Annotated in this window: 22 protein-coding genes; 13 read left to right on the top strand and 9 right to left on the bottom strand. The window is 69.0% G+C overall.

Translation table 11 applies throughout. The features are described 5' to 3' along the window. Positions 1-80 precede the first annotated feature (80 nt). From KW843_RS04995 to KW843_RS04985, 3 genes are all read left to right on the top strand, one after another. Positions 81-998: a DMT family transporter gene (locus KW843_RS04995; RefSeq protein ID WP_218293974.1), complete on the top strand. Its 918-nt coding sequence runs from the start codon at positions 81-83 to the stop codon at positions 996-998. A 142-nt stretch (positions 999-1,140) separates the two neighbouring features. After that, the gene (locus KW843_RS04990; RefSeq protein ID WP_218293973.1) at positions 1,141-1,368 is read left to right on the top strand and encodes a hypothetical protein; all 228 of its coding nucleotides are present in this window, start codon (positions 1,141-1,143) and stop codon (positions 1,366-1,368) included. Between the two features lie 124 nt (positions 1,369-1,492). Next, positions 1,493-2,032: a DUF924 family protein gene (locus KW843_RS04985; protein ID WP_218293972.1), complete on the top strand. Its 540-nt coding sequence runs from the start codon at positions 1,493-1,495 to the stop codon at positions 2,030-2,032. Positions 2,033-2,056: 24 nt separating this feature from the next. Here the strand turns inward: KW843_RS04985 and KW843_RS04980 are convergent, their stop codons facing one another. Then, positions 2,057-2,998, bottom strand: coding sequence for a succinylglutamate desuccinylase/aspartoacylase family protein (locus KW843_RS04980; RefSeq protein WP_218293971.1), 942 nt, complete (start codon positions 2,996-2,998; stop codon positions 2,057-2,059). A 101-nt stretch (positions 2,999-3,099) separates the two neighbouring features. Between KW843_RS04980 and KW843_RS04975 the strand changes: the two genes are divergently transcribed. Both KW843_RS04975 and KW843_RS04970 read left to right on the top strand, forming a co-directional pair. Next, positions 3,100-6,240 carry a YncE family protein gene (locus KW843_RS04975; RefSeq protein WP_370628434.1) on the top strand — a complete coding sequence of 1,047 codons (3,141 nt, stop codon included), beginning with the start codon at positions 3,100-3,102 and terminating at the stop codon, positions 6,238-6,240. Positions 6,241-6,277: 37 nt separating this feature from the next. Continuing rightward, on the top strand, positions 6,278-6,523 hold the full coding sequence (locus KW843_RS04970) for a hypothetical protein (protein WP_218293970.1): 246 nt from the start codon (positions 6,278-6,280) through the stop codon (positions 6,521-6,523). Between the two features lie 48 nt (positions 6,524-6,571). Here the strand turns inward: KW843_RS04970 and KW843_RS04965 are convergent, their stop codons facing one another. The 3 genes from KW843_RS04965 to soxR all read right to left on the bottom strand — a co-directional run bounded on the left by KW843_RS04965 (position 6,572) and on the right by soxR (position 8,485). Further along, positions 6,572-7,132 carry a GNAT family N-acetyltransferase gene (locus tag KW843_RS04965; protein WP_218293969.1) on the bottom strand — a complete coding sequence of 187 codons (561 nt, stop codon included), beginning with the start codon at positions 7,130-7,132 and terminating at the stop codon, positions 6,572-6,574. Positions 7,133-7,437: 305 nt separating this feature from the next. Beyond that, entirely contained in the window at positions 7,438-7,800 is a 363-nt protein-coding gene (locus KW843_RS04960) for a VOC family protein (RefSeq protein WP_218293968.1), read from the bottom strand. A gap of 223 nt (positions 7,801-8,023) precedes the next feature. Continuing rightward, on the bottom strand, positions 8,024-8,485 hold the full coding sequence (gene soxR / locus KW843_RS04955) for a redox-sensitive transcriptional activator SoxR (protein ID WP_369643871.1): 462 nt from the start codon (positions 8,483-8,485) through the stop codon (positions 8,024-8,026). Between the two features lie 217 nt (positions 8,486-8,702). Here soxR and KW843_RS04950 point away from each other — a divergent pair, with 217 nt between their 5' ends. Both KW843_RS04950 and KW843_RS04945 read left to right on the top strand, forming a co-directional pair. Beyond that, positions 8,703-9,152, top strand: coding sequence for a RidA family protein (locus KW843_RS04950; RefSeq protein WP_218293967.1), 450 nt, complete (start codon positions 8,703-8,705; stop codon positions 9,150-9,152). 86 nt (positions 9,153-9,238) lie between these two features. Beyond that, positions 9,239-9,382: a hypothetical protein gene (locus KW843_RS04945; protein ID WP_218293966.1), complete on the top strand. Its 144-nt coding sequence runs from the start codon at positions 9,239-9,241 to the stop codon at positions 9,380-9,382. A gap of 103 nt (positions 9,383-9,485) precedes the next feature. Here the strand turns inward: KW843_RS04945 and KW843_RS04940 are convergent, their stop codons facing one another. Together KW843_RS04940 and ylqF are read right to left on the bottom strand one after the other, a co-directional pair. Next, positions 9,486-11,783 carry a bifunctional diguanylate cyclase/phosphodiesterase gene (locus KW843_RS04940; protein WP_255594541.1) on the bottom strand — a complete coding sequence of 766 codons (2,298 nt, stop codon included), beginning with the start codon at positions 11,781-11,783 and terminating at the stop codon, positions 9,486-9,488. Positions 11,784-11,905: 122 nt separating this feature from the next. Then, positions 11,906-12,874, bottom strand: a complete 969-nt coding sequence (ylqF, locus tag KW843_RS04935; protein ID WP_218293965.1) for a ribosome biogenesis GTPase YlqF — start codon at positions 12,872-12,874, stop codon at positions 11,906-11,908. A 104-nt stretch (positions 12,875-12,978) separates the two neighbouring features. Between ylqF and KW843_RS04930 the strand changes: the two genes are divergently transcribed. Further along, positions 12,979-13,230 carry a hypothetical protein gene (locus KW843_RS04930; protein WP_218293964.1) on the top strand — a complete coding sequence of 84 codons (252 nt, stop codon included), beginning with the start codon at positions 12,979-12,981 and terminating at the stop codon, positions 13,228-13,230. Next, positions 13,227-13,457, top strand: coding sequence for an oxidoreductase-like domain-containing protein (locus KW843_RS04925; protein WP_370628433.1), 231 nt, complete (start codon positions 13,227-13,229; stop codon positions 13,455-13,457). The genes KW843_RS04930 and KW843_RS04925 overlap by 4 nt, the downstream gene beginning before the upstream one ends. Before the next feature lie 189 nt (positions 13,458-13,646). Here KW843_RS04925 and gshA read toward each other — a convergent pair whose 3' ends face one another. From gshA to KW843_RS04910, 3 genes are all read right to left on the bottom strand, one after another. Continuing rightward, on the bottom strand, positions 13,647-15,176 hold the full coding sequence (gene gshA / locus KW843_RS04920; RefSeq protein WP_218293963.1) for a glutamate--cysteine ligase: 1,530 nt from the start codon (positions 15,174-15,176) through the stop codon (positions 13,647-13,649). Positions 15,177-15,247: 71 nt separating this feature from the next. Next, on the bottom strand, positions 15,248-16,156 hold the full coding sequence (locus tag KW843_RS04915) for an SDR family NAD(P)-dependent oxidoreductase (protein WP_218293962.1): 909 nt from the start codon (positions 16,154-16,156) through the stop codon (positions 15,248-15,250). Between the two features lie 291 nt (positions 16,157-16,447). Beyond that, entirely contained in the window at positions 16,448-17,356 is a 909-nt protein-coding gene (locus KW843_RS04910) for an aminotransferase class IV (RefSeq protein WP_218293961.1), read from the bottom strand. Positions 17,357-17,476: 120 nt separating this feature from the next. On the opposite strand from KW843_RS04910, the gene KW843_RS04905 reads away from it, so the two are divergent. The 4 genes from KW843_RS04905 to ribBA all read left to right on the top strand — a co-directional run bounded on the left by KW843_RS04905 (position 17,477) and on the right by ribBA (position 20,713). Continuing rightward, the gene (locus KW843_RS04905; protein WP_218293960.1) at positions 17,477-17,758 is read left to right on the top strand and encodes a DUF427 domain-containing protein; all 282 of its coding nucleotides are present in this window, start codon (positions 17,477-17,479) and stop codon (positions 17,756-17,758) included. A 546-nt stretch (positions 17,759-18,304) separates the two neighbouring features. Continuing rightward, a complete protein-coding gene (locus tag KW843_RS04900; protein ID WP_218293959.1) occupies positions 18,305-18,982 on the top strand; it encodes a DUF938 domain-containing protein in 678 nt (225 codons plus the stop codon). Further along, positions 18,979-19,278 carry a 2Fe-2S iron-sulfur cluster-binding protein gene (locus KW843_RS04895; protein ID WP_218293958.1) on the top strand — a complete coding sequence of 100 codons (300 nt, stop codon included), beginning with the start codon at positions 18,979-18,981 and terminating at the stop codon, positions 19,276-19,278. Before KW843_RS04900 ends, KW843_RS04895 begins: the two co-directional genes overlap by 4 nt. 313 nt (positions 19,279-19,591) lie before the next feature. Further along, positions 19,592-20,713 (top strand): bifunctional 3,4-dihydroxy-2-butanone-4-phosphate synthase/GTP cyclohydrolase II, encoded by a 1,122-nt coding sequence (gene ribBA / locus KW843_RS04890; protein WP_218293957.1) that lies wholly within the window; start codon positions 19,592-19,594, stop codon positions 20,711-20,713. The last annotated feature ends 5 nt before the right edge of the window (positions 20,714-20,718 follow it).

Raw genomic sequence — 20,718 nt, 5'->3', positions numbered from 1 at the left:
CCCGCGCAGCCTTTTCCCCCGCCCTGCCGCAGCCCGGCGCCCGCACCTCGCGCGCGCCGCTCCCACCTGGCGGCCCGCCCATGACGCAGGCCGGCAACCCCCGCGCGCCCACGGCGGCGCACACGGCGGCCACGGGCAACCTGCGCGGCATCGTCGCCATGGTGGCGGCCGTAGGCTTTTTCTCCCTGATGGACGCACTGCTCAAGACCCTGTCGGCCAGCTACCCGGCCATGCAGGTGGCGGCGCTGCGCGGCTGGGCGGCGCTGCCGCTGGTGGCGCTGTATGTGCTGTGGCGCGGCGAGGCGGGCCGCCTGCTCCAGGTGCGCTGGCCCCTGCACCTGCTGCGCGGCGTGCTCAACGTGACCATGCTGGGCCTGTTCACCTATGCGCTCAAGGAACTGGGCCTGGCCGAGGCCTACACGCTGTTTTTCATCGCACCGCTGCTGATCACGGCGCTGTCGACCGTGGTGCTGCGCGAGAGGGTGCGCGCCGCGCACTGGGTGGCGATCGCGCTGGGCATGGTGGGCGTCGTCGTGGCCCTGCGGCCGAGCCAGGAGGCCTTCTTCACCCTGGGCGCGCTGGCCGTGCTGGGGGCGGCGTGCGGGTACGCCGTGTCGGCCATCACGGGCCGCGTGCTCAGCCGCACGGATTCCAGCGCCAGCCTGGTGTTCTGGACCACGGCCTTCCTGGCGCTGGGCGCGGGGGCGCTGGCCTGGCCCCGCTGGGTGGGTGTGGCGCAAGCGCACTGGCCGCTGGTGGCGGGCCTGGCGGTCACGGGCTTCCTGGGCCAGCTGGCGATCACCGAGGCGTTCCGGCACGGGCAGGCATCGGTGGTGGCGCCGTTTGAATACACGGCGCTGGCCTGGGGCATGGGCCTGGACTGGGTGCTGTGGCAAACCGTGCCGGGCTATTCCACGCTGCTGGGCGGCGCCATCATCATCGGCAGCGGGCTGTACCTGGTGCGGCAGGAACGCACGCAGGCCGTGCTGCCGCCCTGACACCGGGCACGAGGGGTCCGGGATGGGTGGATCTGGGCCATGGCCCGCGCCGATGCACGGCATGGTCTTACAGCGCGGCGGCGCGCTTGGCGGTCCAATGAAGCGACCAGTATTGCGGCGGCACCCCGCCAAAGGAGATCGCATGACACAGCACGCCACCATCGCAGGCCACGTTACCTACACCCCGGGTGACGGCGCACCGCTCACCATACCCAAGGGCCCCGTGGAAATCGAGCCCGCCAAGGACAGCACCACCCTGAGCTGGACGGCCGACAATGACGCCGTGGGTTCGGCCGCCATTCCCCGCGACCAGTTCAACCAGTACGTGCGGGATGGCAAGATCCGCCTGGACAAGGAAACAGGCAAGTAAGCAAGCCATCGACTGCAAGGCACCCTCCCTGCCAAGCCTGCGGCGAACATGCGCGCATTGCATCCATAGCATCCCAGGCACCACGCTCCGGCGCCTGCTGCCCATTTCATCCAGAGAACGCCCCATGCAAGCTGAAGACGTCCTTCATTTCTGGTTCGAAGAACTCACGCCCGCGCAACACTTCGCCCAGGAAGATGCACTGGACGCCACCATCCGCGAACGCTTCGGCGCCACCTGGGAGGCCGCGCGCCTTTGCGAGCTGTGGACGTGGCGCAGCACGGCGCGCGGGCGCCTGGCGGAAATCCTGGTGCTCGATCAGTTTTCCCGCAACATCCACCGCGGCTCGCCCCTGGCGTTCGCACAGGACGCGCAGGCGCTGGCGCTCGCCCAGGAACTGGTGGCCGGCCGGCATGACCGGGACCTGCCCACCGCCCAGCGCGCCTTTGCGTACATGCCCTACATGCACAGCGAGTCGAGCACCATCCACGCGCAGGCGATGGCGCTGTTCGACCAGCCCGGCCTGGAAGACAACCTGCGGTTCGAGCTGCGCCACCGCGACATCATCGCGCGCTTTGGCCGGTATCCGCACCGCAACGCCGTGCTGGGGCGCGGCTCCACCGCGCAGGAAACCGCTTTTCTCGCGCAGCCCGGCTCATCGTTCTGAGCCGGCGGGGGCGCCCGAAGACCCTCAGACCGCGAGAGGCCGCGTGAGGTACACCGCCTCGCGGCCCACGATAGGTTCGCGCGTGGGCATCAGCACCGTGCAGTCATCACAGAGCGCGCGGATCTCGTGCGGACCATCGGTGGCGATGAGTTCGTCCTTCGCGAACACCTCGAACCCCTGCACCGGCCGTGTGAACCGGAAACCGGGCGTGCGCACCATGCAGGTCTCCAGCAGCTCGTAACGGCGCTGGGGACCGGGCACGGGCCGTCCCGCAGCTGCCTCGATCAGGCCGAAGTGCGCCAGGAAATCCAGTGCCACCGCCGTCGCCATGTCGGCCGCCGACTGCAGGAAATGCTGGCCGCACTCCACCACCAGCGCCACCCCCTGGCTGTCGGCCAGCCCATGGCGGCCGTGCTGGATGAGCGGCGTCCCCGACCCCAGCCCGCTGGGCATGACCAGGTGCACGGGCGGGCGTCCCAGGGCCAGCGCCACGTCCGCGTTGCGCGGGTAGGCCGGGTACACCCAGAAGGGCTCCACGTCCTGGCTGGTCGAATGGATGTCGAGGATGTGGTCCGCCGCGGCCACCACGGGGCGCAGGGCGCGCGCGCGCAGCAGCTCGGGGCTCTCGTCCGTGCCGTCGAGCTCGCCGGCCGACCAGATGCGGTTGAGGTTGTGCACGAGCTGGCGGCTTTCGAAGGGGCGCGCCTGGTCGAACGACTCGTACGCCGCCACGTTCGCGAAGCTGATGGTCAGGGTGCCGATGCGCGGGCGCACGCCCGTGTCCAGCAGGTGCGTGGCGGCGACCATGCCGCAAATCTCGTTGCCGTGCGTGAGCGCATTGATGAGCACATGGGGGCCGGGCTGGCCAGATTCGAAACGGTGCACGTAGTCGATGCCCACGTTGCCCTGGCGGTAGGCGGACAGGTCGCGCGGCAGCACTTCGAAGGCGGGGGGATTCTGTGTCATGGCGGTCCATTGATAAGACAACACATGATTGTCCGCGCAAAGCAGGAACCGTGCAGGGCGCGGTGTACGATGCCCGCCGGACGCCCCCCCCTCCCGCACCGATGCACATGCCCCCCGCCCGACTCTGTACGCTGGCCGATGTGGCCGACCGTCTGCCCGCCGACAGCTGGATCGCCGGGCGCCTGGCGCGGGACCCGGCCGCCCTGGCCGCCGAAACCGTGCTCTGCATCGCGGGCGACGTGCAGCTGACCGCGCTGCACCTGGATGCGGCCCTGGCCAGCGGCAGCCCGCTGCGGACGCTGCTGCAGGGTGGCGGCGCGCACCCGGCACACCCCGCCCTCGCGGGCCAGCCCTTTCTGATCCTGATCGAGGGGTGCCTGCAGATCGACGGCGCGCTCACCTGCGACGGCACTGGGGGCGCCGCCCACCTGGCCGTGCTGGGCGATGCGAGCCTGCGCAACGCCGTGGTGGGTGGCCAGCGGCTGCATGTGCAGGGCGCGCTGCGGGTGGCCGACCTGCTCTGGGGCGACGGCCGCCATGGCGGCCTCGCCGTGCGGGGCGGCCTGCAGGCCCGGGTGGCGCTGTTCACGGATGCCTATCCCGTGGACATCACCGGCCCCGAGCAGGTGGAGTTCCTCATGGACGAGGTGCGCGGCATACCGCACCGGGCGGAGTTCTCCAGCGAGATCGCGGGCATCGTGTTCCCGCCCGTGTTCCATGACGGCACGGACGATGGCGAGAATGGCATCGGCTGCATGCTCGACCGGCCCCGCGTGGTGGCCGCCGTGCGCACGGGCGAAAGCGCCACGCGCGGCAGCGACGACATCCATGCCGCCCTGCCCCTGGAGGCGGGCCTGTTCGCCGATGAAGCGGTCAGCGTGCGCAACATCCTCGCCGCAACACACACGCCGGTGATCGGCCCCAAGGAGCACACGGCCACGGGATGGTTCCGGCAGACCGATTTTTCGCTGTGCCAGCGGCATGTGGACGCGGAGGGCGACCAGCGCGATGACAACGTGTTCATCACCGTGTGGAAGACCTGGGACTTCTACCTGTCGGTGTCGCAGGTGCCCGAGCGCCAGGGGCTGCTGGCACGCCTGGCCGCCGCCGTCCTGGGCCGCAAGGTGCCGACCACCGCGCGGCCCACGCTGGTGTACCGCGCCTACCGCGAAGGCGAGCCCGGCGAGTGGCTGCCCCTGGCCCCCGACACCGCCCCCGAGGCTTGGCGGGCCTGCACGCAGGCCTGGCGTGGCGTGCTGGACTACCTGCGCAAGGCCGTGGGCCAGCACCGCGCCCGCTACCCGCTGCACCAGCGCCTGGTGGCCGCGCTGACCGCAGAACGCATCGAGGACTTCACCAGCCTGCCCGTGTTCACCGAGCGCTACAACGACTGGTGGGACAGCGACCGCAACGGCTGGTGGGAAGGCGACGTGTGGGTGGGCGCGCGCCAGCCCTGCATGCACGGCGGCGAGCCCTGGGGCCGCGCCTTCAAGCTCAGCTGGGAAAACGGCGAAGACGCCCCCGGCGACGAAGAAGACAACGCCCACAGCGCCTACCAGATCAATGTGGAGCCCGCGCTGGACGGGCCCGCCGTGGTGGAGTTCACCTACGCACAGCGCCAGAGCGATGCCCGCGCCCCCTTGCCCCGCGGCGCGGCCGACCACATCGCGCGGCTGCTGCGCTTCGCGGGCGGGGTGGAGACCCGTGTGCGCGCGCGCCACGAACAGGAACAGGCCCGCCAGGCCGAGGCCCAGCGCATCGCGGCGGCCGTGCACCTGCTGGCCGCGCCGCCGCTGGCGCCTGATGCCCCCGATGCGGCGGTCTTCCCCGCCGAGCTGATGGCCCTGTCCGGCCAGTGGCAGGCCGACGGACAAGGCTATGTGGCCGCCATCCGCGCCCACCAGCGCGCCCTGGATGCGGCCGAGGCGCAGACAGGCCACGGCGGCAACCCGGCAGACGGCGACCGTGACGGCGAAGGCGAAGGCGATACCGAGGAAGACAGCCACCTGCCCTCCGACCCGCGCAAGGCGGCTGCCGCCACGGTGCTGCAACTGGCCCGCGTGGTCAACACCCACGCCGACGAGGACCTGGCCGACCGCTTTCGCGAGCGTTTTGCGTTTGCCCCCGATGCTTTTGTGCGGCGCGCCGCCGATGCGGGCAGCTTCATCGGCCCGGTGTTCGCGCTGGAGGACGGCCGCGTGCTGGCGCGCATCGGCGCGCCCTACGACGATGCCGCCCATTGGGTGGAACTGCAGGGCGTGAGGCGCACCCCCTTGCCCGCGCTGCACGGCCTGGGCCGCTCGCCCAACCGGCGCTGCTTTGCCCGGAGCGATGGCCAGCACATCACCACCCACGACGGATTCGACGGCCCGGTGATCGCCCGGTTTGCACTGCCCCAGGGCAACGAAGGGCTGCCGCCCCAGGTGCCGGTGTCGGCTGGCCCGCCGGGCCAGCGCTGCGACGAACTGATCCCCTTCAACGACGGCCAGCGCGTGCTGCTGCGCAACCCCACGGGCATCTACCTGCTGGCCAGCCAGGGCAGTCAGGGGAGCCCCGGCGTACAGCGCCTGCACCCCCAGACCTTCGACGAGGATGGCCCCTACACCTGGCCCAAGAACCAGCAGGAAGAATGGGTAGATGGCACAGAGGTCACGGTGCTGGCGCTCGACATGCTGCACATGGCCCTGTCGCCGGACGAGCGCCACATCGCGGTGGGCGACCAGGACAGCCAGCACATCCTGCTCGATGCACGGGGCAACGTGGTGGCCGAATACGAAACGCTGTCGTCCTACCCGCACCACGCCACCTTCTCGCACGATGGCACGCGCCTGTTCGCCAACTCGTGCCACCTGTACGGGGGCGGCACCCGCTCCGTCCCCCTCGGAGGGCCGCCGCAAGGGGCTGCGGGCGACGAAGACGCCCCGCCGCTGGACGAACGCTGCCGCGTGTACGCCTCGGCCACCCTGCCCGGCATCGTGGTGCTGGGCGATGCCGACGGCTACCTGCACGCCCTCGGGGACGACGGCCGCCCGCTGTGGCGCCACCACATCGGCAGCACCATCAGCGCCATGGAGGCGTCGCCCGACGGCAGCACGCTGTGGGCGGCCAGCTACGGCGGCTATCTGGTGCAACTGGAGCGCCTGGAGACAGGCATGGACCCCTACTCCATCGGCACCTCGCCGTATGCGGAGACGCGGCGGTGGATATTCTGGCGTGGCGAGGCGGCGCCGTTATGCTGGTAGCCGATGTGGCAATAGCATGCGAGGCGCCGGGGGCACCATGATGAATGCGTTTGGCTTTCTGCTTGGGTACCTGGCTGCAGCGCTGCTGCTGGCCGTTCTGGTCGTCGCGGGCCTTCTTGCCGCCGCGGCGGTGCTTCCGCGCGGCCATGCGGTCGCCGATCAATTGCGAGAGTTCGCCAGCCGAGTTCCTGGTCTTGCTGTCCGCAGCGTCCTGCTGCTCGACGGACTCCTCTTTGTGGCCGGGGTGGTGCTTCTCGCCGTCCTGACCTTCGTCCATTCTTGACCCCATCCTGGGACGACAGGGTGCTCAACCTCGGAGTTGACCGGCCTGTCAGGCCGCACCGCCGCTCCTCCAATCCCGCTTCAGAAGCGAGTGCAGCATCAGGTCATGATGGGACCCCGCCCAATACCCAACCTCTCTGAGGCGCCCTTCCTCCACAAAGCCAAGCCTTCCGAGCACGGCCAAGGAGGCTCGATTGTCGGGATGCACCTGTGCTTCTACACGGTTCAACTCCATCTCTCCGAATCCCCAAGCGAGAACCGAAGCCAATGCCTCTTTCATGTAGCCGCGTCCCTGGTGCAGCGGAGAGATTTCATAGCCCACCACGCACATTCGCCAGTTTCGGTTCCAGCGGAACAGGCCGCAAGTTCCAATCAGGCCGGGGACGCTTCTTAGCTGTATGCCCCAGCGGGTGCCGGACGCAGGTTCCTCACGCCATTTCGCAAACGTCTGGATCAGACTTCTCGCCCCGTCGATGTCTGTCAAGGGATCCGATCCAAACCACTTCATGTGCTGGGCGTCGCCATGAATGCTCAAAAGATCTTCAGCATCAGTGTCAACGATCTCCCGCAAAAGGAGATTCTGAGTCTCGAGCTCCGGGAAGTTGCTCATAGTGCGGTCTAACGTGATGTATCCCGCAAAACTTGCGGGATAGACTGCACCTTGCGGAATATTCTGGACACTGATTCCTCCTGGAAGTGGCTTGCAGATGGGGCTTGCGGTCAGTGCGCTGTTCAAAAGCACACATATCAAATTTCCGACAAGCCCGGCAGGCATCACCTCGGCAAACTATAGCTTGCCAGTAGGCAGGCGCCGGACACCTGGACAACGCGGTTTGGGCCGCAAGCCAGCGGGCAGTGAATCAACGCCAGCTTTGGGGTGGTTTCGTCCAGCGGCGGCCTCGGGCCCCAACTCGGTCAGTCGCGAAACTTGCGGCTTGAAACGCTGACCGAGTTCCCGTCTGGATCTTTTGTGTTGGCGAATGCGTAGCCGTTTGCTTGATGGATGGCCCCGAAGACAACGCCCGTTGCCTTGGCGGCCGCGACGAACTTTTGCACATCAGTCACCGCAAATGACATCTTGATGGCGGCGGAGCCAAGCCTAAGACTTTTGGCGGCCTGATGGATCAGTATCTCGGCGCCGCCGGCAATCGGGCGAAGTTCGATAAGTCCCTCACTGATTTCGCCACTTGTCTCGTAGCCAAAGTTCTCACTGTAAAACCGGGCGCTGCGATGCATGTCCTTCGCATAGATGATTACGGTGCTAAGTGCGATGGTCATGGAGATCAGATGCCTTGTGGAGTGCGCGGGAGTGTATCGAGCGTCCGCTCCTGGCCCCATTCTGCCCTCGCACCCCATCCGCCTGCAGCAATCACCGCATGGCAGCCCCTTTTCCACCAACCTGCGGCAGCCACTGCCTTCGAGGCTTGTTGCTGACCACGGGCACAAGCGACGCCACCCGCTCACCACGCGCCGGCAGGCGCAGCAAATCACGCACCTGCGCTCAAAAATGCGGCCCGGGCCCTTCCTGCGCCAGCGTGTCGTGCGCATTGCGCAGCGGGCAGACCTTGAGCGACAGGCAGCCACAGCCAATGCAGCCGTCGAGCTGGTCGCGCAATGCCGTCAGCGTGCGGATGCGCTCGTCCAGGTCGTCGCGCCAGCGGGCCGACAGGCGGCGCCAGTCCGCCACCGTGGGAGTGCGTCCGGCGGGCAGGGCCTGCAAGGCATCGGCGATGGCGGCCAGGGGCACGCCCATGCGCTGCGCCACCTTGATCACCGCCACGCGGCGCAGCACGGAGCGCGGGTAGCGCCGCTGGTTGCCCGCATTGCGCACGCTGGCGATGAGCCCGCGCGACTCGTAGAAATGCAGCGCGGAGACGGCCAGGCCGCTGCGGCTGGCGACCTCGCCCACCGACAGCTCGGACTGTTCGTGCACCGGCACGTCGGGAACGGGGGCGCCCTGCACACCGGGGGCGGGGGGGACGATGGGGACGACGCGCTTGCCTGGCTTCACAACAACTCCTGCAGGGTTTTTCTCCACGGCATTTGACCTCAATTTAACTTGAGGTTTGATACTAACCCATGAAACCGGAGAAGCCGCCGAGCCCACGGCGGCCGCCCTGGTTTCCCTGGCCATTCCACCTTTGGCTTCACTTCACCACCCACCTCTGGACTCCTGCACCATGCGCCCTGATTCCGCGACGACCCTGCGCCCCGCCACGGCCGCCTCCAAGCTCCGCTTCCTCAACCCGCCCGGCCTGTACGACCCGCGCGCCAACGGCTACACCCACGTGGTGGTGGCGCCTGCCCAGGCGCGCACCGTCTACGTGGCGGGCCAGGGCGGCGAAAACGCGGCGGGACAGCTTTCCGCCGACTTTGGCGAGCAGTTGCGGCAGGCGTTCACCAACCTGCGCATGGCACTGGTCGGGGCAGGAGCCAGCGTGCACGATGTGGCCAAGCTCACCGTGCTGGTCGTGGACCACACCGAACAGCGGCTGGCCCTGTTCAGCCAGGCGGTGCGCAGCCTGTGGCCCGACGGGGCGGCACCGGCCTGCACCCTGATCCCCGTGCCCCGGCTGGCGCTTGACGGCATGCTCATAGAAATCGAGGCCACGGCCGCCATGCCTGCATGAGCACCACGAAGGTGGCCGCGAACGCACCCCGTTTGTGACGTACCATGCCGGCACGGTCCCATTCCGAGACCCTTACAGGAGGCCCCATGGCAAAAGGCGAACAACGCAGCAACAAGATGGCGAAGAAACCCAAGAAGGACACTTCGCTGCCCAAGGAAAGCGGCGGTTCTGACCGCCCCATGCCACCGGTGACCTCCGTCATTCCGCGTGGCAAGGAAAAGAACAAGTAACGCGGTGGCGCGCACGCGCCCACCACCCTCTTGCTATCATATCAATAGCTGCCAGCGCTTTGCCATCAAGCGCTGGCAGCTATTTTCATTTGAACCTTGCGTATCAGTTCCGCGTGCTCGCGGCGTCGGCCCGCGCCGTGCGGGCCAGCCAGTCGGTATCGGGCTCGGGGCGGCCGAACAGGTAGCCCTGGTACACGATGTCGGGCGCGCGCTGGCTCAGGAACTCGGCCTGGTCGCGGGTCTCCACGCCCTCGGCCACCACGCGCAGGCCGAAGTGGCGGGCCACCGCCAGGATGCCCTCCACCAGCACGCCATCATCGGCATTGGTGGGCGCGTCGCGCACGAAGGAGCGGTCGATCTTGATCTCCTGGATGGGCAGGCGCTTGAGGTAGGCCAGCGACGAGTAGCCCGTGCCGAAGTCGTCCAGCGACATGTCCACCCCCAGCGCCGCGAGCTGCCCCATCTTGGCCACGGCGTCATCGAAATCATCGATCACCAGGCCCTCGGTCACCTCCAGCGTCAACAGCCGCGGGTCGGCGCCCGTGGCCGCCAGCACCGCGCGCAGCTGCGGCACGAAACCCGCCTGCCGGAACTGCCGCGCGCTCAGGTTGACCGACAGCCGCAGGCGGCGCTCCTGGAACACCGGCCCCGCCAGCAGCGCGCAGGCGTGCGTGAGCACCCAGTTGCCCAGGCTCACGATGAGGTCCGATTCCTCGGCCACGGGGATGAAGACGCCTGGCGGCACCAGGCCGTCGCGCGGATGCTGCCAGCGCACCAGCACCTCGGCGCCGGTGAGCTGGCCCTGCACGTCCACCTGCGACTGCAGGTACAGGCGCAGCTCGTCCGCCCCGATGGCCTGGCGCAGCTCGCGCTCCACGCGAAAGCGCTGCTCGGCCGCCTCGCCCATGCCCTGCTCGAAGAAGGCCGCGCGCCCGCCGCCCGCCTGCTTGGCGCGGTGCAGCGCGGTGCCCGCGCGGCGCAGGGCGTCGTGCGCGACGTCGTTGGCGCTCTGCGGGTAGAGCGTGATGCCCACGCTGGCGCCCAGTTGCGCCTCCTCGGCATTGTTGTCCTGCAGGCGCAGCGGCCGCAGCAGCGCCGACTGCAGTTTTTCCGCGAAGGCCAGCGCATGCCGGCCCGCGAGCGAGGCGTCCGCGCCCAGGCCATGCAGCACCACGGCAAATTCATCGCCCGCCACGCGCACGAGCAGGCCCTGGGGGGGCAGGATCTCGGACAGGCGCAGCGCCACCGCGCACAGCAGGCGGTCGCCCATCTCGCTGCCGCGCGCATCGTTGAAGGTGGTGAAACGGTCCAGGTCGAGCAGCAGCAGCGCATGCTGGGTGCTGGGTGCCCGGCCCGGGCGCCCCTGCAGCGCGGACAGCCGCTCCACCAGCGTGAAGCGGTTGGGCAGGCTGGTGAGGCTGTCGAAGTGCGCCAGGCGGTGGATCTCCTGCGCCGCGTGCTTGCGCTCGGTGACGTCCTGCTTGAGCTCCACGTAGTGGCTGATGTGCCCGTCGGGCTGGCGGATCGGCGCCACCACCACGGCCTCGGCGATCTCGGCACCGTCCTTGCGGCGGTTGAGCTGCTCGCCCGCCCAGTTCTCGCCGCGCGCCAGCGTGTCGCGCAGCCCCTGGCGCTGGGCGGGCGCCATGCCGTTGCTGGACACCAGCGCGGAGGGCTGGCCCAGCACTTCGCCGCGCGCGTACCCGGTGCGCGCGAGGAAGGCGGCGTTGACGTATTCGACGCGCCCCTGCAGGTCGGTGATGACAATGCTCTCGGGGCTTTGCTCCACCGCGCGCTGCAGCTTGCGCAGCTCGGCATCGATGGTGGCCAGGTTCACGGCGGTGCGCTGTGCCTCCTGCACGCGGCGCAGATAGCTGCGGCGCGACAGCAGGGTGGCCGCCGCCGTGACCGCCAGGATTCCGCTCAGGTAGGCGACATAGGCCAGCCGGTTGCCATAGCGCGCCGCGGGCAGCCAGCCCCGCAGGTCGGCCCAGACGAAGAACAGGAACAGCACGCCCGTGGCACCGGTCAGCACCAGGGTGGGCCGCGCGCCGAGGATCCAGCCGGCGAACACGATCAGCACGGGAAAGTTGAGCAGGTTGGGGCCCCGCAGGCCCCCGTTGGTCGCGGCCACGATGGCGACCACGCCCCAGACGCCCCAGATCAGCACCAGTGCCGCCTGGTGCCAGCGCCGCAGGCGCCCCAGCAGCACCGCCACGCCCCCCATCGCGCCCGCGCCCAGGTTGAGCAGCACGTGGGTCCACGACAGGGGCCGGTCCAGCAGCAGCAGGGCGGCGATGACGGTGCCCGTGACCATGACCGTCCAGGAGCCAGCCCGCACCAATTGCTCGGTGGTGGCATCGTCTCGTTCGGAAGGCGAGGAAGGGACAGCAGCGGGCATTGGTTTCAGGCGGTAACAGCCAGGCTGGCATGGTAACGCGATACCCCGCGGCCACCGAGCCTGCCGTGCGCGCCCACCGCCCGGGATGCCCTGGCCGGCGCCCGCGGCCCCGGGCGCGGGGCCTACTCGGCGTCGCCGGACGCCGGTTCGCGCACGCCCGAACCCTTGCCCTTGGCCTTGGCGCGCGCGTCCTTGCGGGCCTGGCGCCTGGCGTCCTCGGCCAGCCCGGCGGCCCGCCAGGCCTCGAACTCCTGCGGGGTTTCCAGCGTGATGCGGCCCAGGATCGCGGTGCGGAAATCGGTCATCACGATCTCGGCCGTCTTTTGCAGGTTCACGCGGCCGCCGCCCAGCATGGCGCCGCGCTTGCGGCCGATGGCCTCGAGCAGTTCGTCGTCCTGCATCGTGGCCATGGCGCCGGCTGGCAGGCCCAGCTTGTAGCGTGCCTCCAGCAGCGGGGCGTAGTGCTGCTGCAGGCGGCGCAGCAGCTCCAGCGCCACCAGTTCCTCGTCGAAGGCATTGCGGCCTACCGCGCCGCTGGCGGCCAGGTTGTAGCCGCTTTCGGGCACGATGATGCGCGGCCACAGCATGCCGGGCGTGTCCCACAGGTAGAAGTCGTCGGCCAGCGTGATGCGCTGCTCCAGCTTGGTGATGCCGGCCTCGTCGCCGGTCTTGGCCTGGCGCTTGTTGGAGAGGGTGTTGATCAGCGTGGACTTGCCCACGTTGGGCACGCCACAGATGAGCACGCGCATGGGCTTGGCCATGCCGCCCCGGTTGGGCGACAGCAGGTGGCAGGCGTCGATGAGCTTGCGCGTGGGGGCCGGGTCGGACGCATCGAGCGGCAAGGCGCGCGTGTCGCTCTGGGCGTTGTACCAGTCCACCCACAAGGCCGTGCGTGCCGGGTCGGCCACGTCCTGCTTGTTGAGCACCTTGAGCGTGGGCTTGTGGCCCGTGATCTCGGCCAGCAGCGGGTTGGCGCTGGAGCCGGGCAGGCGCGCGTCCAGCACCTCGATCACCACGTCAATGTCCTTGATGCGTTCGGTGATGGCTTTGCGGGTCAGGTGCATGTGACCGGGGAACCACTGGATGGCCATGCGGGGGTACTTTCTTCTGTATTTGAATCAATCCAAGGGTGGCAAGGATAATCGCGGTCTCATCTTTTCATGATCTGGCGCGTTTTTGCGCCGCCCTGCCCACCATGCCGCTGCCCACTCCGTCGCCCTCCAAGCCCACCGCCAGCAAGGCCGACAAGGAAGTGCTGTTCAAGGGCGTGACCTGCGCCCTGATCGGCCTGGTCATCCTGCTGGCGCCCCATGTGGCGCGCTCCAACAGCGTGCGCGACCTCATGAGCCAGGCGGCCCTGGTGGGCTGGTTCGCGCTGGTGCTGGGCATCGCGTTCGTGGCGCAGTACGGCATGCGGCGCGCCCGGGCCGGGCGCCGCCCACGATGACATCGAACACCGCCACCATCCCGGCCCGCGCTGTGGACGGTGCCTCCGCGCAGCGGATGTTCCAGTGGCTGCAGCAGCGCGCCACGGACGCGGGCATCACCCTGCGCAACCCGCCTCCCGAGCCCACCACCTGCTGCGGGCGCGGCTGCAATGGCTGCGTGTGGGAGGGGTTTCTGGACGCCGCCGAGTACTGGCGGCAAGAGGCGCTGCTGCGGCTGGAGGGCTGAATTTCAAGCCAAATTGGCCTCTAGCGCTTGATGAATAAACGCTGGAAGCTATCAAATTCAGAGTACCGAACAACTCTGCCTTCTAGCAGACGTCGCCTAAAACTGGCGCTGCCCAAGGCCAGTGCCACCGTGGAACTGGCTCTGCCAGGCCACCGGTGGCGTCCCCCTTGGGGGAAGCGGCTCAGCCGCTCAGGGGGTCAATTCCTTCACCGACATGTACTGCTCGCGCCAGGCCTCGAACGGCAGCGTGTCCGCCGCCTCGATGGCCTTCTGCGCCGCGATCGACTCGTCGGCCATGGCCAGGTAGCGCGCCTGCTGCTCGGCCGTCCAGGGCAGGCCCAGCAAGGCGTCGCGCGCGGCGATGGACTGCTGGCGGGCAAAGGCTTCGAAGCTGTGATGGTGCTCCTGCACGATGCTGTCGAGCACGCGGGCCGATGGCGTGCGCCCGGGAGCGGACATCAGCGCTCGGGCGTCGCGCAGCGCGGCGCTGTAATCCTGGGTGCCGTGGGTGGCGTCCAGCGCGGCGGCCAGGGGCTCGCACGCGGCCAGCACCTCGGCGCCCCATTCGATCAGGGGCACGCTCTGGCCGTTGCGCGAGAGCCGCAAGCCGGGCTCGCGGCCCCGCTCGGCCGTGAGGTGCTGGTTCTGCTTGAGTTCGGCGATCTCTTCGGGGGTGTCGGGCGGGCTGTCGGACAGCAGGCAGTGCAGCAAGAACACGTCCAGGAGCCGCATGGTGGGCGCCGTGATGCCCACGGGCACGAACGGGTCCAGGTCCATCAGGCGCACCTCGACGTATTCGACACCGCGTTCACGCAGCGCGTGCAGCGGGCGCTCGCCGGTGCGCACGGTGCGCTTGGGGCGGATGGTGCCGTAGAACTCGTTCTCGATCTGCAGCAGGCTGGTGCCCAGCTGGTTGTAGTCGCCACCCGGGTTGCGCACGCCCACGGTTTCGTAGGCCGGGTACGGCTTGGTGAGTGCTTCGTGCAGCGAGTTGGCGTAGCCCGTGAGGCCGTTGTAGCTCACGGCCAGCGTGGCCTGCGCGTCGCTCTGGTAACCCAGGCGCCCCATGCGCAGCGAGGTGGCGTGCGGCAGGTACAGCGCGCTGCCGCCCTCCATCTGCTGCAGGCGGTGTTCGCGCCCTTCCACGAAACACGGGCACAGCGCGGGCGAGGCGCCGAACAGGTACAGCAGCACGAAGGCATGGCGGCGGAAGTTGCGGATCAGCGAGAAATACTGCTCGCTGTCCACGCCCGGCAGCGACCAGTTGTAGTGGATGCCCGAGATGGTCTGCATGCGCCGGCCATAGCGGTGGCCCAGGCCCATGCGGTACACGCTCTTGGCGCGCCCGATGTTGGAGCCGCCGTAGCGCCCGATGGGAATGGTCTCGTCGGTGGGCAGGCCACAGGGCATGCTGGACGCCCACAGCAGCTCGCCGCCGCTGTTCTTCAGGGTGTGGTGCACGAACTGGTGCACCTCGGTCAGCTCATCCAGGCACTGCTGGACGCCCTTGTGGGCGCCGGTGATGAGTTCGAGCTGGGACTCGCTGTAGTCGGTGGTGATCAGGGGGTGCGTGAGGGCCGAGCCCAGCGCCAGCGGGTGCGGCGTGAGGGCCAGGCCATCGTGGGGCAGCACCCGCAGCCCCTCCTTTTCAATGCCGCGGCGAATCCCTCCCAGGGCCTGCGCCGGGTAGGCGGCCAGTCTCTCGTGCAATTTGCTCATATGTTTATACCGATCCGTCTTCTGTCGGCCCGGAACTTAGCACGGAGCAGGATTGCGCGTATGGACCTGGCTTAAACCCTCGCCGCCATGGCCTTGCTCACTTCATTGGTTCCCTGCGCCGCGCCACTTTGTGGTACTTGTTCGCCCGCGCGCCCCGTCGCTTCGGCCAGGCGGGCCGCCAGCTGCTCGGGAACGTCGGCGCCCAGCCCCAAGTGGATGCCCTGCGTGAGCGTGATGTGCGCGGCCTCGAACGTGCCCGCGCCCGCGCACAGGATGGTGCGCGTGGGCGCACTCTCGTGCGCCAGCACCAGCATGGCGGGCACCACGGCCTCGGGCTTCAGGGCGTCCAGCACCTCCTGGGGCATCAGGCCCTCGGTCATGCGCGTGGCGGCGGTAGGGGCCAGGGCGTTCACGTGGATGTGGTATTTGGCCCCCTCGATGGACAGGGTCTGCATCAGCCCCACCTGCGCCAGCTTGGCCGCGCCGTAGTTGGCCTGGCCGAAGTTGCCGTACAGGCCCGTGGACGACGTGGTCATCACGATGCGGCCGTACTGCTGGGCCACCATGTGCGGCCACACGGCCTTGCAGCAGTGGGCGGCGCCCATCAGGTGCACGTCCACCACCAGGCGGAAGTCGTCCATCTCCATCTTGGAAAACGACTTGTCGCGCAGGATGCCGGCGTTGTTCACCAGGATGTCCACCCGGCCCCAGGCGTCGATGGCCTGCTGCACCATGGCCTGCACGGCCGCGTAGTCGGTGACCGAGGCGCCGTTGGCGATCGCCTCGCCGCCGGCCGCGATGATCTCGTCGACCACGGCCTGCGCCGCGCCCACCGAACCACCCTTGCCGTCCACCGCGCCGCCCAGGTCATTGACCAGCACCTTGGCGCCCCGCGCCGCCAGGGCCAGTGCATGCTGGCGGCCCAGGCCGCCGCCCGCCCCCGTCACGATGGCCACGCGGCCCTTGAATTCGATGTCCATGCAAGGTTCTCCTGTTGTGTCTGTGAAAAAGTTGGCTGGCGCACGCGCGCCGCGCGTGGCACTGTAAGCCACGCGGCACGCGAGCATGGTTGCGCAGGCGACTCGGGGCCAGGGGCCCATGGCGCCCGCGCGCCACGCATGCCGCAGGCACGGCCCGGGCCGGCAGACGCCGCACCAGGGCCCGCGGGCGCCCCGGCGGCCTTGGCGTGCGTGCGCTGGCAGCGCCTCTCTTGCCGTGCACAGCGCGGGAAAAAAGGGGGAAGCAACGGCGCCGCTCAGGGGGTCGCCGCTTCATGCATAGCGCACGGGCTGGCTGTAGCGTGGATCGCGGTGCCAGTCCCAGTAGGTCCGCACCAGCTGGCGCACCACCGGCCCCACGGCGCCATCGCCCACCGGCCGCCCGTCCACCCGGGTGACAGGCAGCACGCCCCCGCCCGAGGTGGACAGGAACACCTCGCGCGCACCGCGCAGTTCGGCGGCCGGCAAGGCCCGCGCCTGCAGCGGCAGGCCCAGCGACGCCGCCATCTCGAGGACCGTGCGGCGCGTGATGCCTTCGAGCATGCCCTGGGCGGGCGTGGCGATGGTGCCCTGCGCATCCACGCAGAACACGTTGAAGCCAGGGCCTTCGACCACATGGCCTGCTCCGTCGGTGAGCACGACGGTGTCGCCCCCGGCGTCCAGCGCCCCCAGGAGCCCCATGGTGAGGTCGTTCCAGTGGTAGTTCTTGACGCGCGGGTCCACGCTGCTGGCGGGGATGCGCTGCACGTCGCTCACGATGAGGTTCAGGCCCCGCTCGCGCTGCGCCTCGTTGGCGATCCACACATAGGGCACGGCGAACGCGTAGAACTGGTTCACGGCCTGGCGCGGGTCGCGCGAACCCCAGGGCGGCTGGCCGCGCGTGACGATCATCTCCACATACGCATCGCGCAGGCCCGACAGGCGCACGCACTGCTCCAGCACCGCCGCGATCTCGGCGGGCGAGCGTCCCGGGTCGAGCCGCAGGCGCGCACAGCTGGCCAGGAACCGCTCCAGGTGCGCGTCGAGCCGGAAGAATGCGCCGTCCCAGACGGTGACCACGTCGTAGGTGGCGTCGGAGCGCAGAAACCCCCAGTCGGTCAGCGGAATCGCCGCGTCGCCAATGGGAACGTACTGGCCGCGCACGCAGGCGGCCCCCTGGGAATAATCGGGTAAGGTGCTCATGCCCGCATTCTGGCCAGCGCGGGCCGCCCCGCAAGGCCCGTGGGGCCATTGCTCGCACATTCATCGCGGTCACCGCTTGTCCGTCAAGCGCTGCGCGGCATTCAATTGAAAGGAAATACCATGAAAGCAGTCTGGAACGGCGTGGTCGTCGCCGAGAGCGACGACACCGTGGTGGTCGAAGGCAACCACTACTTTCCCGAAAGCGCGCTCAAGCGCGAGTTCTTCACCTTCAGCAACCACAAGACCACCTGCCACTGGAAGGGCCAGGCCAGCTACCTGTCGCTGCTGGTCAACGGCGAGATGAACACCGACGCCGCCTGGTTCTATGCCGATCCCAAGCCCGAGGCCGAAGAAATCCGGGGCCGCGTGGCGTTCTGGAAGGGCGTGAAGGTCGCCGCCTGACCAGGAGGCCAGGGTTATCCCTGCCAGCGCTGGACAATCATGTGGATAAGTTTTGGCAAGTCCTGTATGGCAGCGCCAAGTGCTTGATTCATAAGGCCAAGGCCTGCGACGCCTCTTTTTTAGGCAATCGATCCCGCACTGGCTCCGGTTATCCCAGCCCGCACTGGACAATCATGTGGATAAGTTTGGAGAAGTCTTGTATGACATCCTTAAGTGATTGATTTATAAGAAATATCCTTGCATTGCCCAAAAAAGCGGCAACCACGCCCAGGGATTCCGCGCACCGCGCCCAGCCCCTTGCCACCCCCCAGTCCGCCCCGGTTATCCCTGCCCGCACTGGACAATCATGTGGATAACCCTGGACAAGCCTTGTATGGCGGGGGTAAGTGCCTGATTTACAAGGAATATCCTTGCACCGCTTAAAAAACAGGCACTGCCCCGCCACGCGCCGGCTGGGATACAGTTCCCATCGGCGCCCCCTGCATAGCTACATTTTTAATAGCAACCAGCGCCCGCCAGTCCAGCGCGCATGAGCAAAATCATCCCATGTCCCACCCTCCGCTCCCGCACAGTCCCGCCGCCGAACGCAACCAGGGCCCCATCCTGGCGGTGCTGCAGTCCCTGCTGGCGCCGGAAGGCGCGGCACTGGAGATCGCCAGCGGCACGGGCCAGCACGCGGCGCACTTTGCCGCCGCCCTGCCCGGCTGGAGCTGGCAGCCCACCGACCTGCAGGGAACGCACTTCGGCGCCATCGCCGGCTGGGCCGCGCACACGGGCGCGCGCAACGTGCGCACACCCGTGGCGCTCGACGTGCTCCAGCCCGCCTGGCCCGCCGATGGCCCGGCGTTCAGCCAGCCGTTCGACCTGATCTACTGCGCCAACATGCTGCACATCGCGCCCTGGGCGTGCTGCGCGGGCCTGATGCGCGGGGCGACCCGCCACCTGGCGCCAGGCGGCCTGCTGGTCACCTACGGCCCGTACCTGGAAGACGGCGTGCCCACCGCCGCGGGCAACCTGGCGTTTGACGCCAGCCTGCGCGCCCAGGACGCCACCTGGGGCATCCGCCGCATCGACGACGTGGCCGCCGTGGCGGCCGGGGCCGGGCTGCGGCTGGCGGCCCGCCATGCGATGCCCGCCAACAACCTCCTGCTGGTGTGGACACGCGCCACCCCCGCCCCCGCCCCCGCCCCCGACGCCCGCCCCGACACCACACACCACCCATGAGCACCCCACCCAACACCGCGCCCTTCTTCATCGCCACGGTAGAGCCCGGCGGCCAGCAATGCGACGCCTGGCCCGAGCAGCCGCTGCTGCTGTCGCTGGAACAGGGCGGCATCGACTGGCCCAGCTCCTGCCGCAACGGCACCTGCCGCACCTGCATGGGCCAGCTGGCCGAGGGCACCGTGCGCTACGCCATCGAATGGCCGGGCCTCACGGCCGAAGAAAAAGACGAAGGCTGCGTGCTGCCCTGCGTGGCCTATCCCACATCGGACGTGGTGCTGCAGGGCAGCATGGTCTGAAGCCCCTCGCAGCCGCGCCGCACCGCCCGACGGCAGGGCGGCGCCGGCAAGGGGCGCCCCCGTCTGGGGAGCCTGCCCAACCCACGGGGAACTGATTTGCATCAGCCCCGGGGCGCCCCACCGGGCACGGCGCGGCCCGGTGCACTAAAATCCCATCCTTCTGGGGCAATATGCCCCTTTGACGAGCGGCAGCGCCGCATCGCATGTTCTTTGGGCGGTTTCTTGGGGGTGCGCACAGCGTGGCGGCCTCCGGCCACGGGGACCTGCGCTGCGGCACCACCGCCAGCGGTCCCCTCAGAAAGCCCAGCCTTCCATGAACTCCCCCCTCACTCCCGTGCCGATCTCGCCCGTCGAGGACATCGTGGCCGAGATGCGCGCCGGCCGCATCGTCATCCTCGTGGATGAAGAAGACCGCGAAAACGAAGGCGACCTCGTCCTGGCCGCCGACCATGTGACAGCCGAGGCCATCAACTTCATGGCCCGCTTCGGCCGGGGCCTGATCTGCCTCACGCTCTCACGCGAACGCTGCGAACGCCTGCGCCTGCCGCCCATGGTGGCCAGCAACGGCACCAAGATGGGCACGGCCTTCACCGTATCGATCGAGGCGGCCGAGGGCGTGACCACCGGCATCTCGGCCGCCGACCGCGCCCGCACCGTGCAGGCCGCCGTGGCCCCCAACGCCGTGGCCGCCGACCTGGTGCAGCCCGGCCACATCTTCCCGCTGCAGGCCGTCGAAGGCGGCGTGCTCATGCGCGCGGGCCACACCGAGGCCGGCTGCGACCTGGCCGTGATGGCCGGCTGCAGCCCCGCCGCCGTGATCTGCGAGATCATGAAGGACGACGGCACCATGGCCCGCCTGCCCGACCTGCAGCTCTTCGCGGCCGAGCACGGCCTGAAGATCGGCACCATCGCCGACCTGATCGAGCACCGCAGCCGCACCGAATCGCTGGTCGAGAAGGTGGGCACGCGCGTGCTGCAGACGGCCTTTGGCGCCTTCACCGCCCACGCCTTCCGCGACAAGCCCAGCCAGGCCGTGCACCTGGCCCTCGTCAAGGGACAGTGGGGCGCCGACGACGTGGTGCCCGTGCGCGTGCACGAACCGCTGTCGGTGCTGGACGCACTGGAAGTCAACCGCTCCATGCACTCGTGGAGCCTGGACACCAGCCTGCAATACCTGTCCGAACAGGGCAAGGGCGTGGCGGTGCTGCTCAACTGCGGCGAGACCGCCGGCCAGCTGCTCTCGCAGTTCGAGGGCACGGCCCGCGCGGCGCAGGCCCCCGAGCGCGGCCGCATGGACCTGCGCACCTACGGCGTGGGCGCGCAGATCCTGCGTGAATGCGGCGTGCACAAGATGGCGCTCATGGGCCAGCCACGCCGCATGCCCAGCATGATGGGCTACGGCCTCGAAATCACCGGCTTCATTCCGAAAGAGTAAAAAAC

It is taken from the genome of Acidovorax sp. sif1233 (assembly GCF_019218755.1).
GTDB lineage: Bacteria > Pseudomonadota > Gammaproteobacteria > Burkholderiales > Burkholderiaceae_C > Acidovorax.
The sequence above is the reverse complement of the archived record's forward strand: the minus strand, read 5'-3'. Positions and strand labels throughout refer to the sequence as shown.

What these genes read in the sequence shown, in the direction of transcription:
- KW843_RS04940 (WP_255594541.1), bottom strand. Translation starts at nt 11,783, where the DNA reads ATGCCCGCTGCTGTCCCTTCCTCGCCTTCCGAACGAGACGATGCCACC.
- KW843_RS04995 (WP_218293974.1), top strand. Translation starts at nt 81, where the DNA reads ATGACGCAGGCCGGCAACCCCCGCGCGCCCACGGCGGCGCACACGGCG.
- KW843_RS04915 (WP_218293962.1), bottom strand. Translation starts at nt 16,156, where the DNA reads ATGGACATCGAATTCAAGGGCCGCGTGGCCATCGTGACGGGGGCGGGC.
- KW843_RS04985 (WP_218293972.1), top strand. Translation starts at nt 1,493, where the DNA reads ATGCAAGCTGAAGACGTCCTTCATTTCTGGTTCGAAGAACTCACGCCC.
- KW843_RS04990 (WP_218293973.1), top strand. Translation starts at nt 1,141, where the DNA reads ATGACACAGCACGCCACCATCGCAGGCCACGTTACCTACACCCCGGGT.
- ylqF (WP_218293965.1), bottom strand. Translation starts at nt 12,874, where the DNA reads ATGGCCATCCAGTGGTTCCCCGGTCACATGCACCTGACCCGCAAAGCC.
- KW843_RS04970 (WP_218293970.1), top strand. Translation starts at nt 6,278, where the DNA reads ATGATGAATGCGTTTGGCTTTCTGCTTGGGTACCTGGCTGCAGCGCTG.
- KW843_RS04900 (WP_218293959.1), top strand. Translation starts at nt 18,305, where the DNA reads ATGTCCCACCCTCCGCTCCCGCACAGTCCCGCCGCCGAACGCAACCAG.
- KW843_RS04910 (WP_218293961.1), bottom strand. Translation starts at nt 17,356, where the DNA reads ATGAGCACCTTACCCGATTATTCCCAGGGGGCCGCCTGCGTGCGCGGC.
- KW843_RS04925 (WP_370628433.1), top strand. Translation starts at nt 13,227, where the DNA reads ATGACATCGAACACCGCCACCATCCCGGCCCGCGCTGTGGACGGTGCC.
- ribBA (WP_218293957.1), top strand. Translation starts at nt 19,592, where the DNA reads ATGAACTCCCCCCTCACTCCCGTGCCGATCTCGCCCGTCGAGGACATC.
- KW843_RS04895 (WP_218293958.1), top strand. Translation starts at nt 18,979, where the DNA reads ATGAGCACCCCACCCAACACCGCGCCCTTCTTCATCGCCACGGTAGAG.
- KW843_RS04960 (WP_218293968.1), bottom strand. Translation starts at nt 7,800, where the DNA reads ATGACCATCGCACTTAGCACCGTAATCATCTATGCGAAGGACATGCAT.
- KW843_RS04950 (WP_218293967.1), top strand. Translation starts at nt 8,703, where the DNA reads ATGCGCCCTGATTCCGCGACGACCCTGCGCCCCGCCACGGCCGCCTCC.
- KW843_RS04980 (WP_218293971.1), bottom strand. Translation starts at nt 2,998, where the DNA reads ATGACACAGAATCCCCCCGCCTTCGAAGTGCTGCCGCGCGACCTGTCC.
- gshA (WP_218293963.1), bottom strand. Translation starts at nt 15,176, where the DNA reads ATGAGCAAATTGCACGAGAGACTGGCCGCCTACCCGGCGCAGGCCCTG.
- KW843_RS04930 (WP_218293964.1), top strand. Translation starts at nt 12,979, where the DNA reads ATGCCGCTGCCCACTCCGTCGCCCTCCAAGCCCACCGCCAGCAAGGCC.
- KW843_RS04945 (WP_218293966.1), top strand. Translation starts at nt 9,239, where the DNA reads ATGGCAAAAGGCGAACAACGCAGCAACAAGATGGCGAAGAAACCCAAG.
- KW843_RS04905 (WP_218293960.1), top strand. Translation starts at nt 17,477, where the DNA reads ATGAAAGCAGTCTGGAACGGCGTGGTCGTCGCCGAGAGCGACGACACC.
- KW843_RS04975 (WP_370628434.1), top strand. Translation starts at nt 3,100, where the DNA reads ATGCACATGCCCCCCGCCCGACTCTGTACGCTGGCCGATGTGGCCGAC.
- KW843_RS04965 (WP_218293969.1), bottom strand. Translation starts at nt 7,132, where the DNA reads ATGAGCAACTTCCCGGAGCTCGAGACTCAGAATCTCCTTTTGCGGGAG.